Consider the following 14,333-nt stretch of genomic DNA (forward strand, 5'->3'; position numbering starts at 1 on the left):
CTAATCGGAAAAGTTATTTCCAATCTCTTAAGGCTTCTTGAATAATCGGCAATAATTTATTCTTGGTATTATTAACCGTCTTTTGAGAACAACCAACAATATCTGCCACTTCACGCTCGGTCAATTCTTCTATAAATAAAAGGGACATAATCAGTTTGTTACGCTCAGAAAAATCATCCAGCACTTCTTCAAATGCCTCATACAATAGATGAGCTTCAGCATCTTCCTCTACATTTGTCTGAGCTGTCGCTTCAAAGTTCGTAGTTTCAGAGATACGATCTAAAGATAGCGGTAACCCCATCTTCAATTGACTCAATGGTTCACCGGTACCTACTAATGCTTTATATTGGTCTGGTGATTCGGGTAGCCAATTTGATTTTTCATCTTTGTAGTTTTCCCAGACACGATTGACATCTCTATACGCACGTTGAGCTCGTTTATCTTCACGCCATTCTTCGCGCATCATTTCTAAGTAGATTTCTTCTGATACTTCGACCTCTTGATTAACAAGGATAGTTTTACCATTCACCAGTATTGCTGTTTTTACTGTAATAAATCGATTTTTCATGTGTGTGCTCCTTTGGTTTTATCCGCAGAGCTGTCACATGTCCGAAGAGCAAAAAAAGACAGACTAAAAACTACCAATTGGTAGTTTCCAGTCTGTCTAGCAGCTCTACGGAATTGTTTATTTACTTATTAATGACTTTTATCGTGTTATCCTTTGTAAACTGAATAATCGTCGTATACCCTTTGTTAGAGATAATGACTTGCTTTTTAGTTTCGTTAATTTCGCATACCTTTTTGTTATTTCTATTTCGTACTTCAACCAAAGATTCACCTCCTTTAAAACAAAAAAAAGACAAAGTTACCTATAGATTGATACTCTACAGATAACTTCGCCTTCAGCTCCAATAATTTGGGCATTTCACGATAGTTTCTTTTACTTATTTAATTTGTTGCCGTTTCATACTTTCTATTTGATAGACGATTTCATTCCAAGGTACTACAACCTTTTTACTCTTACTTAACTTAAACTCCGCCACAATGTCTCCGTCACTATTGACCATTGCGTCAAATAAACGTTCTGGAACTTGTTCTAAGCTATTAATATTACGAATTGATCTTTTCATTTTTCCTCCTAAAATTAAAAATTTAATATTAGCTAAATCAAAGTAACTGTTTCATTAGGCATGTAACAATTTGTGCTCTTGATGATTATAATAAAATTAACCCCTCCATTTAGCTTATATGTATAAATACGTAATTAATGCCTAAATTCGTCTTTAAAATGTATTAAATTTTCATTAAGTTTTTTTGTGGGCTATGCCTTTTTCTTGATGAAAGAATACTATTGGTCAAACAGGAAATAATTATTGAACTTCCAGATAATTACGAATAATCGATTGAATTTTATAGATAGCTCACTGGGATTTAATCACTTTTATGGATAAGTCGCTGTTCTTATTTTAAACTCCATCATCGTCGACTATTACATCAAATAAACGCTCTAGAACTTGGTCAAAGCTATTAATAATACAAATTTCTTTTTTCTTTTTCCCCTCCTAAAATGGCAAATCATTATAATCTATATCGCTAGTAACTATTCCATTAGACATATAAGAATCAATTGCATATGTTAAGCTATTATTTAATCGTGGGTGTTTCGAATCTTCTAAAACTGTTTGGTACAAATCATCTACTAAATAGCTCAAGCTATTTGTTCTTCCACTACTTGCTAAAAATTGTAGCTCTCCGCCTTTAGTGACACTCCAAATTTCAACACAATGCGAATCATAATCATTAACTCTATAGTTACTTTTGCTTATGCTCATAATATGGATGCTAGTACTATTCGTCATGTCTAATTGAAAACTATCTCCTGAAATCGCATTTCGTAATCCATATGAATTTGAGTTCATTACCGCTCTCGTGACTTCTTCAGGATACTCCTAACCCTCGTCTAAAAATGTTTCATAGTTCATAAGAGGATGATCTACAAAAGCGTTAATATCTGGATCCGCATGATTTAGTTCATCGGGAGTATATTTAATCCAACGAACTTGATCACCTACAGTGTCTTTTTTCAATTTTTCGAAGAACTTTATTAAATACCGCTCAGTTGGGGTCAACGAATTAAATTCAACACTTATTGATGTATCAACACTTACACCGAAAAACTCAGCGACACTAACCACAAAATCAATCCCTGGCTTAGAGCCCTCATCCTTGCTAGTACGATATATATAACCCGCACTAACGTTGGCATGACTTTCCAATTCGCCAATCTTTGCCTTATTCTCCTTAATTAATTGTGATATATTATCAAAAAACAAATTTGCCTTGAACATTAAATCAACTCTTTCCATCAATTTACTTTAACACCATAATTATATATATCAGTTTCACATCTAGGTCAAGCCCAGTTATTTATTGACCTTTTCAACAAGTTCAAATTAACAAATTAGCTTTTTTGCGAACTTCTTATTTAAAAAACAAAGCGAGTTTCCTCGCTAAATTGTTAGAATAAACTGCCTTCATTTAAATAATCTCTTGTAAATCTTTCGAACCGTACTCTCGCGGCATCATATGAAACTTCATAGGTATCAGATATTTGATTAACTATTACTGCTTTTTGTAAAGAACTACAATCTTCTAAGTCATAGTCTTCCAATAGATTTGACAAAGATGATTTATTCATCAATAGACAGGAGGCTAGACTATTTGCTTGCCACTCTATCCAATCATGATCTGATTGAAAGTTTCTCGGGCCCTTCCCATTATAAGAACTGGTCATTGCTGCCGTCAATGGCGCATGACTCCTATCATTCGCATCTTCTAATTCAAATAGTGTTAGTTGATTATCGCATCTTGAAAAATAAGGTCTATGCAAAATTGAGTGAGCGCATTCATGGATTAGAGTAAACCGACGTAAATATTCACTACGGTCTTCAGTCAAACTACTGTCTAATAAGATAGTATCCTGAAAAATTGTTAAATTCCGACACTATTGTCAGATGGATAATACACAGGAATATTATCAGAATCATTAAAGACAAACATACCAAAGTAACACCTATTGTGCGATAAATAATGGTATTCAATTTCAAGTTCCAGAAAGAATTCGGTAAAATCATCTACGTCCAATCCCTGAGGATCGATTAACAAATCAGAATTGTATCTATTAATTAGAATCAAAGCCAATTCTTCAATATCGGGTTGCGATAATTGTGGAACTTTATTATTTCGATATCTAATTCCCAGAGTGTTAAAACCAACCATCATATCATCCTTTGCCTATCTATTCTCTAATGAGTTAATAAATGCCAACCACTCTTCCTCACCTGCGTCCAAGTCTTTCGCACGACGTAATGCTGCATTGATATACTCTTTACCTGCAACATAGTCTGGTAAGTCTGGCGCAATATTCTGTCGTTGATCACCAGCTAAATTCATTAGATGATCCGTTTCTTCATGTGTTAATTTTAAGTAATCGACAATTTTATTTAATCGTTCGATATCAAAGGAATCTCTTCTTCCCTTTTCAACATCGCTTAAATAAGGAGATGTAATCCCAATTGCGTCCGCCATATCTTTTAGCGTCACTCGTCTTTCTTTTCGGAGTTTCGCCAAGTATCCTCCAAAATTAATCATTATCATCCCACCAAATGGTGGTCCCCCCCTTTATATGCAAATTAGTTAATTAGCTTATTTGCTAATTTGAGTATGTTAAATTTGCCAGGATTTGTCAAATGAAATTATTAAAGCATCCATGATTGGATGCTTTAATGCTTACTATTAACCTACACGAATTGTTTTGCCTGATAGATAGGTTTCGAAAATATTATTAACTTCTAAAAATATAACTTCTATGTTAGAAAGTCCTATTTTAGTAAACATATCCATACTTACATAAACTCTTTCATTCCTCTCTATTTCCGAAGGCAATAAGAAGTAATTATTAATCTTATAATCACTAAATGATTCAAAAAAATTCTGATAAGCTAACTGATAGAGGAATTGCTTAGATACATCACTAATCCCAGGTTGGCCTTCTATGGATACCTCTTCCCTAATTGTTGGGACGAAATATTTAGCATCATAAATATTAAACTTATCCCGAACTGTAATACAGTCTGGAATAAAAGTTCCACTAGATTCTAAAATTTCTACTTCAGTAGCCGAATGCTCAATATTCCACTTTGGTTTTTCAATAATACTTAATAGTGTATTTTCATTACCATGAAATTTTTCTGGTAATTGATTTTTATCAAAAACTTGCTCTAATGGTTTTTTTAAATCATTTTCTAATGTTTCTTGACAGACAAATTCCCAGACATTGTAAAAACTTGTAGTTCCATAAATAGTAACTTCTTCAAACGAATTAAACGAACGATTTTGAGAAATATAGATATACATAAGTTTTAAAACAGTTTTGAGCCTTGTATTAAACTGAATGTTTATTTCTTTTTCAAGCTGGTACATAATATAATTATTGTCGCCTAATCCCTCAAGATCTTCGGTAGAATCATAGAATGGAATTAAATTAAAGTATTCTAATAGATCTGCTTTCTCAAGGACTAAACTACACTGTGCTATGATCACTTGATGAAGACGTTTAAAATAATTAAATTTGTCAAATTGATTCTTTTTTGTAAAAATATCAGGATAAAAAGGCCGATTATTTTTTATTAATGCAAAGGTCTCATTTATCGTTCTATCCCAATTTATTTCCCCTTCACCATTCGTTTCATATATTGTTTCTTCTTTTTCATAAAAACCATTTTCATAATAATCATTTAATATATATATAATTGTTGCAATGGTGTTATAGGGCTTATCAATATCCATGTCGTTATACAATGGAATTCTTTGACTAGTTCTTTCATACTTTTCAATAACTTTTAGCGCTAATTTCAACCCTGATTCTTTTGAAGTAAATTGGATATATTTTGGATAGCACTTAAAAATAAAATCTGAAACGATTACAATACCGACGAATTTAAAAACAAATAGCGAGGTAATGAATTCTTCGTCTGAACTAGCTAGTACTTCTTCGTCTTCTAAGAGGTCATTTTTCATCTTTTGAGTATAAGTGTTTTTGACAAGTCTAAGTACTCCAGTTTCTCGGAGTTTTTTTAAAGCCCTTAGAATTTTGTTCTCTTCACAAGAGTACTTCCTAGCCAGTTCTGATAAACTATACCTTTTACCTTCTTTAATAAATCTAGCTATCATCTTCTATTCAATCCTAATACTTCATTTCTAATCTCTTCATGAAATATTTCTATACCTATTTGATCAAATTGTTTATATATGTGTGAAAAACGCTTATCTTCATCATTGATGCCACTAAAAATACCTTGTCGCTGTTTTGCTGCATCTTCAAATAAATACATTAACACCTTATTTTTAAACACTTCTTCAAATTTAACTTTATTTATAGATCTTTTTCCAGATAATAGCGAGCTTTTCTTTTCCTCCAATTCTAAAACATTAATAAAAAATGGTCCAAGTAACTTATCTTCATTGACCTTATTACGAGTCAAATAATTATTGATTGCTACTCTTAATTTGTTCCACTCAATTTCTCTTGCATTACTTCCTGATCCTAATTCAATGTAAAGATTTTGAACTTTCTCTTCATTTTCGTCAATATCAATATATTTAAAAGACCATCTACGCTTAAAAGCTGTATCCAATGCATAAACACCTTGATCGGCGCTATTCATAGTCGCCCATATAAAAAGATTATCTGGTAATTTAATTTCTCTAAAATGATTAGGTGTTCCCTTAAGTTTTTTAACTAGATATTTCTTTACATCTTCTGATGTTTGAATTGGATACTCACTGACCCCTTTTTTTCTATCAAGTAATTGAAAAACATCCCCAAAAACTGCTGCTGTATTAGCTCTATTAATTTCTTCAATAATCAGTAAGAATGGTTTTGTTTCTTCATGATCATTATTTAAATTTTCTATTGCTTTAACATACATCCTCATAAAAGGTCCAGGAACGTAATCATATGATATTGTCTCATCACCGTTTTTATCCAATGTAGGTATTGGTTTATACGCCCCTACAAAAGAACCATATGAGTACTCCGGATGAAAAGTAACTCTTTCATAATCTTCTTTATCCAATAATAGTTCTTTTCGTGCCTCTTCAAGTTCAAAGCTCTTTCCAGTTCCAGGAGCACCAAAATATATTAAATTTTTGGGGAATTCACTTTTTAAATCAGAGTCAAATTTTATAGGGAAATTAATATTGTCGTTATTGACTTCAATACCAACTAAATTTCTATAAAAATCTATAATATACTGAATATCTAGCTCTTCAATTAATTCCGTTATGTTTCTTCCCTTGAAGACTTCCTTATAAATAATATTTTCCTGGATAATATATTCATATAAAATGCTACTTAGAATTGCATACTTAGCCCTAAATCTAATATCTTTTTGGTACTGAGTTGAATAGTAATTGATTGAATTAAAAATCTTCCTCTCATCTTCAGAAGTCGTTTTTGCCTCTTTAATAGAATCATATTTCTCAATGTATATTTGAATAAAATCACTGATTTTTTCATTTAAGTGTAATAGTTTTTTTATTTCAAATCCTTGGAAATTTATTCCTTGCAGCACTAGAAATAAATCATCGTTATTAAAGTTTAAAAGTTTTGATAGCTCAATATCTTTACTTGATGGTTCATTAATTGTATCTCTTACATTGAGTTTAAAATAGGTCAGGTTATTAATTACTTCATAAGATGTCAATTCAGCATCTCTATTATAAAGATATTTATAATTAACTGCTAAAAATATTATTAATTCTACTTGCATCCTATATTTTTCTCTCATAGCATTTTCTTCAGGTGTTAGCCCGCTTGTTTTATGTATTAAGTTTAATATTTCATGATTTTCTTCTAAAGTCTTTATAATCAATTGTCCAAAAACATCAATATTGTTATCTGAATCAATTAGCCCTGAAAATCTTAAAGCATTATAATATTGAGCATGTGTTAATTCTTCACCATTATTTAAGATCCATAAATTATTTACAATAGATTGAAAAGCTTTAGTGTCAGAAGTAAAGAATGAAAGATTCCTTAATTTCAAACCACCTTTTCTGTTTTTAGGCACAATTTCTGGATCGTCAAATACTTTATTTAATAAATCTAGTTCTTCACCTGATAACCAGCTGCTCATAATTTTTTCCTCCCATAAAATAATAGTTCATCAATGGTTTTTTTCTTCTCTCCACTTCTACTTTGATAATTACTCCTTTGAAATATCACGGGTAAAGCTTCAACAAATTCCATATCCTTACTGTTTTCAAGTGCAGAAATTACTTCCATTCTTCCTTGCATAGAAGTGGACGTTTTACCATGATTCCAATGATTATTTTCATCATAGTACGAAATTATTACATGTTTGGTTCTAGTATTAGATATTAGTTCAGTTAGTGCTTCTGTAAAAGTATCTTTATAGCTATACTGCGATTTTACCGAGAATTTCATATTCTGTCCTCGAATATATTCTAAATTTTCACCATACTTTTCTAAACTTTCAATATCACAATAATCCGCAATTAAGTTTAAAAAGTGGTAATAATCAGAATACTGTCTAAAGTTATAAGGTGGATCAATATAAAGAATGTCGATGGAATCTATACGATCCATAATCATTTTATAGTCTGTGTTCTTATATAATGAATTACTATCTCCTTTAAAACTATGATATAAACCATCTTTATTACTAATATTTAATAAAGGAATCCTAAGTTTCATATCTACTACAGCATTTGGATATAATTTATTTCTATTAAAATCATGGAAGGTTCCTGCAACGTTCGCTACAAGTGTAACCTCTTCAATAACGGTGGTAATCAAGATTTTCTCTTCAAATTTATTAATAAGCTTTGCTTTTTTCCATTCTTTGATTTTGTTCATTATAATGCCTAACTTCATAGCATTATGTTTAGAAAAGTAATTTCTTTTGACTGTGGTTTTTCTTAAACTTGTTACCTCAGATTTACTTCCCCATACGCTATAAAACTCGATGAAAAAAGAATCATTTTTAGAATACTCAGATAGATTTAAGTTATTTAAATACCAAATCACTTGAGCTAATGAAATAATATTTTCTTCAAAATTTACTTCATCTAAGTAATTTTCAAGAAATATTTTCTCATTTTTTATCCTACGAACAACTTGATTAATTAATTCTTGAATCTCGTCTTTTATAAATTTTACTTGTTTTATTTTTAACTTATCAATTAGTAACTTAAATGTGGGAAAGCTATTGTTTTCAATATATGCAACACCTAGTGCATAGCTAAAAGAATTAATATCTGAGGTTATTATTTCAAATCCTCTTTGCTTAAAATACTGACTAACATTGTTAGTTCCAGAAAAGGCATCAAAGAATACACCACTATTAATTTTTCGATATGCCATTTCTTCTTCTAAATTTTCTATAATACTCTTCTTATTCCCAATATATTTATCCATTGTTTACACCATAAAATAGCAATTCTCTTGTTAAAGCACTTGAGAAATTTAATTCTTCTTTATTCAATCTTCTATATGAATGATTAATTTCATAAGATTCTACAGTGTCAAAATTTTCTTCTAATAAATCAATTAATTCTTCTTTAGTTATCAACCTTGCCCGTCCTTCCCCTGAAGCTTCTGAATAACTTAAAACTAAACTAGCACCAGTTTCAGAAATCTTTTTAAATACCTTCTCAAATTCAAATCTAGCCTTGGATGGTATAGAGTATTTAGATTGTGTTCTATCATTTCGATACCTGCCTCTTAATAATCTATAATGACCACCTAGTTTTCCAACTTCTAGATCTGGATAATCGTATAAGATCAAAGTTTCTAATACATGATAAAACCTAGAATAATGATCAATAGTATAGGGAGGATCTAAATAATAAATAAGATTGTCTCCACCAGAAAATATCTCCACTAAGTCAAAAAAATCTTTATTATATACTTCATTTTCGTATTTAGCTATCTTGGTTTCATTAAGTAGACGTTCTAACATTTGTTCCATTTTACTTCTTATGCTGACATTCCAATCACGAAAAGTTCTTTTGGACGCCGCTCTTTTCACTTTTCCATCACTACCCAATAATCGAATTGGCTGAGCAAACTGTTTTCCAACTGCGCAAGTTGCCTCAGAAACCGCATGCAGCAAGAGAAACAATGCTAGTTTTTTTTCTTTAATGTTAGGAATAACTTCAATAGCTCTACGAATAGAATCTATTTCAATACATTGGCTCAATGAAAAATATCCATTCAAATAATACAATGTAAAAAGCATAGAAACTCCATTTTCTTTTCGTAACTCTCTGATTTGCTCATCTGTAAAGAGATACATAACCGAACTGTAAACTTGATTAATTTCAGAATAATTTGAGTCTTCAGTTTGAAATTTAAAATTCATATTATTAAAAAATATTTCACTTTCAGCTAATAGAGCTAGTTTATAATAATTTTCTTCTTTAATAACTTTTTCTTCATACTCACAAGGCTCTTTAAACAGTCCTCTTAAAACACTTAAGTTATTAGTGTAACTTTGACTCTGGAAAATATCTACAGACAAAGACAGTGACATCGCTGTCTCTTGCATTTCTGAGTCAAGAAGCACCTCATTAATCAAACTACTATACATTTGTATATCATTTGAAATAATTTTAAATTTATCCTTTAATTCATTTCCAACAACGCCTGTCCCGGCAAAGCCGTCCACGATAACTGAATCCTTACCTGCTAAATTAGTAATTGTACTTGATATGGTATCTTTTAAATTTAATTTACTTCCTAAATACTGTATTGCTCTAATATCACTCATTCATACATCCTTCTAACTTTTTTTATGGTCAATAATATCTTCAATTTCACAATCAAAATAATCACAAATCCTACTCAATGTAACCATACTTACATTTTCATTTTTGCTCATTCTAGCAATAGTTTTTGGTGTAGTTTGAATAGCATCTTGAAGATCACTTTTGTTCATTTTTCTATCAATCAGTAGCTTCCAAAGCTTATCGTAAGAAAACAATTTGAAGTCTCCTTTATTCCTTTTTAGATATTTTTTATACCGTTCGGTATATTATATCTACCTTGTTTGTAATTAGCAAATTCGTCTAAAAATTATATTATTACAAGTATAACTGACCAGTTCCCTCAGACTAGCGGCTAACTTAGCCTGCTTAAAAATACATCAACCATTGAATAAGTGAAAAATAAAAGAAACAATCTTTCTAACAAGCTCAAGCCTTGCCAGAAAGACTGATGTTATAACATTTAATTATTTTGTCTTTTCCATCAATACTACACACTCAACATGCAATTTTTAGTCTATTTCTTATCCTAGAAAACGCTATTGTATCAACACTTATACGGAATCTAAAATAAGTCGATAGATAAGTAGGCTAATCACTGGCTATCATCTCCAAGTAGAGTTAATATCTCATACTGACAAGGAGGAGATAGCCATGATAACTTTAAAACAAACATCGTTTATTGTTCAGATTTTTTTGCATAACGAGCACCCATTGTTTAAGCATGTCCATGATTTCAAATACGATTTTTTCTCAAATACAATCATTCACCTAACGTAGCTTGTATAGCTTATGAATCTTTCTGTGCCTATAACGGGGAGGAGCAATTTGAAGCACAACCTGAAAACATTTTCCCAATTAGTCACCAGACTGATCTAGATATTAAAGAAATCACGAATCACATTCAAAATCATATTGACCAGCAATTCAAGTTGCTGCATGAAGATGGTATCTTGCCAGCTTGCTACCTATGTAATATTCACGTTAGTCTTCCCGATAATGATCAAAAAGTGACCCTTTCCTTTAATTAGAGTCTGTCATAGAACTATATTTCTTCCCAGCCCGTTTCACTTCATTGCCTTGCTGGACGACATTGCTTCGTCTGGCATTTTCTTCTTGGACAGCTTGAAACTGTTCGCGGCTGATAATCCCCTCATGATTATTAGCGTTATTGATTAACTTACACTCTCTCCATCTATTTTTAATTGCTTTATTAAATATTCTATTTTGCGAAAATCCTTGAAATTGTTATTATCATTGCGATATGAATCTTTTGAAGATGCCTGATAAATATTAAGATATTGTCTTAATGTAGGTAAATAAAACTTCACTCCAGACTCTTCTATCAAGCTTAAATCATTGAGTTCAACCTTTGCAAACTCAGGTAAAGTATTAACTGCTCCATATTCAACACTTATGCCTTTGTTATGGAATTCATGTTCATGAATATCAACTAATTCATAGCCTAAATTTAACATAAGGGTAAGTATTGCGTCCCAATTATAAATCCTATCCTCATCTGGTGCCTCCCAACCCCTTGGATCTCCTTCAACATGTATGTCAATGTCTGATGGGATCCAATTTTCATCTGTGAGATATTGCAATCCAAGGGAACCCATTAATGTAGGAGTAATGTTGATAGAATTGAGTTGTTTACATATTTTTAGAAACTCATTAAATAACGTATAATATGACTCTGCCATTTTACCCTCCATATAAATATAAAAACTTCCTTAACTTATAAATAAACGTTACGAACTAGTTTAAAGATTATTAAGATAATATTCGACCTGTTCCCACAGACGAATTCATCACTTCACAGCCCAAAATACAAAATCAAGCTACATTTTAATTTTGCTGTACTAAATATCAGATACATATCTACTCAAACATCCTGAAAACGTTGACATTAAGCTATTCTTGTCTGCACCTTTTCCATCAATACTATACACTCAACATGTGTCGTATGTGGGAATTGGTCGACGGGTTGAACGGTCACAAGTTCATAACCAAACTCTCTTAACCAAACCAAATCGTCTGCTAAACTCTTCGGCGCACAAGATACATAGACTATTTTGTCCGTACCGAAGCGACCGATACTACGCATTACTTTTCCGCCCGCGCCACTTCTTGGTGGATCTAATAATAATAAGTCTGGTAGACCCCAGGTATCTTTCAATTCAATTAAACCTTTACGCGCATCGCTAGTCATGAAATAAGTATTGTCTAAGCCATTATCTTTGGCGTTACGAATCGCTGATTGAATCGACATATCCACAATTTCAATACCTGCAAGTTCTTTGCTATTGGCAGCAAGTGGTAAACTGAACGTCCCCACACCACAGAATAAATCGAGTACACGCATCTCTTGATTAACATCTGCCATTTCAAGCGCCAACTCAACCAATTTTTCAGCCTGAACTGGATTGGCTTGGAAGAATGTTTCAGGCCACACGCGATACTTAAAGCCATTCAATTCATCATTAATATAGTCACGACCATGTAGAATATGTGTCGCTTCTGCTTCAATTCGTTCATTAGCTGAAGCATATTCCACCCATTGTAAACTAACCAACTGATCGAATTGCTTAGTTAGACGCTCAACTAAATCGGCCGCTGCTTCTGGAAATTCTTGGGGCCCTTTTCTCGCATAAAGCACGACCATCAATTCACCTGTCACAAATGATGTACGCATCATTAAGTTACGTAGTAAGCCAGTTTGGGAATCTTTATGATAGCCAGGAAACTTATAGTCCTTTTGCCATTGCCCTACAACATGCTTCACTTCAATCATCACTTCTGGAGCTAGAATTGAATCTTGTAAGTCAATCACACGACGGAAATTACCTTGTTGATGCATGCCGAGTTCACCTGTTGCACCAAAGGTTAATTCCATCTTATTACGGTAGCGTTCTGGTTTGTCCATACCAATAATTGGCTTCACTAACTCCGTATCGAAACCAGCCTCCGCTAAATAACCTTTGACCATATCTTCTTTATAGGCTAATTGCGCATCATAATTCATATATTGTAAAGGTGTCCCACCCGATACTGCTTCATCCGTTGGAACGGATAGATTCCGCGTTGGACCAGCTTTCAATAGCTCGTCATATTCTAACAAAGCTTTACCGCGCCCTTTAGCATTCTCAACCGTCACTCGTACCACATCACCCGGGACAACATTAGTAATGTATAAGTTTAAATGTTTACCATTAGAACCTCTTTCAGGTGGATGGATATAACGAACGTAGCCATAACCTCTTGAATCAATGCGATCAATTGTTACATCAAGTACTTCTGTTGGATAAATTTCTTTTTTCATTTTCTCACCTCAACCTTTAAAACTTAGTGTCTTAAAGTCTTCAATATCATTCCTAAGTATACTAAAAAAGAAGCATAAGGGCTATATGTCCTCTGCTTCTTTCAAATACTCGCTTCATATTAACAAAATATTTTAACAAAATATTTTGACTTTAGTTCTCAATCATTTATTTATTGAGCGCGCATCTCATCAGCCAGATCTTTCATCAGTGGTTTTAGCCAAGAAGCTAAGTCATCTAACTCAAAACCAGCTTTAGCAATCTTATCCGACTTAAGGTACCAGTGATGACGCGTGTTAAACGGTGAGCCTGTAATGCTTTCGTCCGTATAGTCCACTTCAATTGCTTGACCTGTCATTTCTTCGAGCCAGTCGATAAATGTTTGACGGCTAATCGCATCCTGTGAACTAATATTAAAGCTACCTGTTTGTTCGTTTTCAATTGCCCAAACAATCGCATTGGCTGCGCTGCTTCCTTTAACAAAGTTTATGCGCGCATCTGGATTGTTGAATTGAATGGTTTCGTGTTTCAGCGCTTTCTCTACATACGTATGCAGACGTTTCGTATAATCATCGTTATCTAACACAATTGGGAAACGAAAAGCCGTCACTTGGAAAGGTGCTTGGGTGAACAACACTTGTTCAGCTTGACGCTTGCCTTCACCGTAATCAACCGTTTTGTTTGGATCAATTTCATAGGTTAATGGATCAAAGTCCGCCTCTACATATCCGTCTTTATTACCCTCATAGGTTGCCAATGAAGAGGTAAAGTAATAGTGCTTCAATTGTTGACCGAATTTTTCAATACGAATTCGTGCATCCTCAGCGTTATAACAAATATTATCGAATACTGCATCCCACTGTTGTGCTTGAACTGCTTGCCAACCAGCATGAGCTGCATCGCTCGCATCTAACACAATATGTTGCACTTGACCTTCAAACGGAACCGGATTGTTACCTCGCGTCGCAACAGTCACCTCATAACCTTGATCTAATAATAATTGGACGGCTTTCTTACCGAAGAAATTCGTTCCACCTAACACAAGTATTTGTTTCATTTCGTTCCCCTTTTCTTATCTCATTCAATTAAGTTTTTTACAATAGTCCTAGAATATAGAACTCAAAGATAGATATCTACCATGGATGTCCACCTTTAGATACG

15 protein-coding genes are annotated in these 14,333 nt (G+C 32.7%); all 15 read right to left on the reverse strand.

Annotated features, from left to right (window positions below):
• Positions 1-13: 13 nt before the first annotated feature.
• Positions 14-568, reverse strand: coding sequence for a sigma-70 family RNA polymerase sigma factor (locus GF867_RS05945; RefSeq protein WP_153832187.1), 555 nt, complete (start codon positions 566-568; stop codon positions 14-16).
• A 376-nt stretch (positions 569-944) separates the two neighbouring features.
• Entirely contained in the window at positions 945-1,130 is a 186-nt protein-coding gene (locus tag GF867_RS05950; protein ID WP_153832188.1) for a hypothetical protein, read from the reverse strand.
• Positions 1,131-1,562: 432 nt separating this feature from the next.
• The gene (locus GF867_RS05955; RefSeq protein ID WP_153832189.1) at positions 1,563-1,919 is read right to left on the reverse strand and encodes a hypothetical protein; all 357 of its coding nucleotides are present in this window, start codon (positions 1,917-1,919) and stop codon (positions 1,563-1,565) included.
• A gap of 30 nt (positions 1,920-1,949) precedes the next feature.
• Entirely contained in the window at positions 1,950-2,348 is a 399-nt protein-coding gene (locus GF867_RS05960; RefSeq protein WP_172973970.1) for a helix-turn-helix transcriptional regulator, read from the reverse strand.
• Between the two features lie 170 nt (positions 2,349-2,518).
• Positions 2,519-2,806 (reverse strand): ImmA/IrrE family metallo-endopeptidase, encoded by a 288-nt coding sequence (locus tag GF867_RS05965; RefSeq protein WP_495524952.1) that lies wholly within the window; start codon positions 2,804-2,806, stop codon positions 2,519-2,521.
• A gap of 185 nt (positions 2,807-2,991) precedes the next feature.
• Positions 2,992-3,279 carry a hypothetical protein gene (locus GF867_RS05970; RefSeq protein ID WP_153832192.1) on the reverse strand — a complete coding sequence of 96 codons (288 nt, stop codon included), beginning with the start codon at positions 3,277-3,279 and terminating at the stop codon, positions 2,992-2,994.
• Positions 3,280-3,294: 15 nt separating this feature from the next.
• Complete coding sequence (locus tag GF867_RS05975; RefSeq protein ID WP_253940758.1) at positions 3,295-3,651, reverse strand: helix-turn-helix domain-containing protein; 357 nt, start codon at positions 3,649-3,651, stop codon at positions 3,295-3,297.
• A gap of 144 nt (positions 3,652-3,795) precedes the next feature.
• The gene (locus GF867_RS05980; RefSeq protein ID WP_153832194.1) at positions 3,796-5,232 is read right to left on the reverse strand and encodes an LlaJI family restriction endonuclease; all 1,437 of its coding nucleotides are present in this window, start codon (positions 5,230-5,232) and stop codon (positions 3,796-3,798) included.
• Positions 5,229-7,199: an AAA family ATPase gene (locus tag GF867_RS05985; protein WP_153832195.1), complete on the reverse strand. Its 1,971-nt coding sequence runs from the start codon at positions 7,197-7,199 to the stop codon at positions 5,229-5,231. Before GF867_RS05985 ends, GF867_RS05980 begins: the two co-directional genes overlap by 4 nt.
• Positions 7,196-8,503 carry a DNA adenine methylase gene (locus GF867_RS05990; protein WP_153832196.1) on the reverse strand — a complete coding sequence of 436 codons (1,308 nt, stop codon included), beginning with the start codon at positions 8,501-8,503 and terminating at the stop codon, positions 7,196-7,198. The genes GF867_RS05985 and GF867_RS05990 overlap by 4 nt, the downstream gene beginning before the upstream one ends.
• Positions 8,496-9,857 (reverse strand): DNA adenine methylase, encoded by a 1,362-nt coding sequence (locus tag GF867_RS05995; protein ID WP_153832197.1) that lies wholly within the window; start codon positions 9,855-9,857, stop codon positions 8,496-8,498. The genes GF867_RS05990 and GF867_RS05995 overlap by 8 nt, the downstream gene beginning before the upstream one ends.
• A 12-nt stretch (positions 9,858-9,869) precedes the next feature.
• Positions 9,870-10,070: a helix-turn-helix domain-containing protein gene (locus tag GF867_RS06000; RefSeq protein ID WP_301538506.1), complete on the reverse strand. Its 201-nt coding sequence runs from the start codon at positions 10,068-10,070 to the stop codon at positions 9,870-9,872.
• Positions 10,071-11,027: 957 nt separating this feature from the next.
• Complete coding sequence (locus tag GF867_RS06010; RefSeq protein WP_153832198.1) at positions 11,028-11,555, reverse strand: phosphoribosylanthranilate isomerase; 528 nt, start codon at positions 11,553-11,555, stop codon at positions 11,028-11,030.
• Positions 11,556-11,761: 206 nt separating this feature from the next.
• Positions 11,762-13,174, reverse strand: coding sequence for a 23S rRNA (uracil(1939)-C(5))-methyltransferase RlmD (gene rlmD / locus GF867_RS06015; RefSeq protein WP_153832199.1), 1,413 nt, complete (start codon positions 13,172-13,174; stop codon positions 11,762-11,764).
• A gap of 170 nt (positions 13,175-13,344) precedes the next feature.
• Entirely contained in the window at positions 13,345-14,229 is an 885-nt protein-coding gene (locus tag GF867_RS06020; RefSeq protein WP_153832200.1) for an NAD-dependent epimerase/dehydratase family protein, read from the reverse strand.
• Positions 14,230-14,333 lie beyond the last annotated feature (104 nt).

The sequence above is a fragment of the Fundicoccus ignavus genome (assembly GCF_009659375.1).
Taxonomy (GTDB): Bacteria; Bacillota; Bacilli; order Lactobacillales; family Aerococcaceae; genus Fundicoccus; species Fundicoccus ignavus.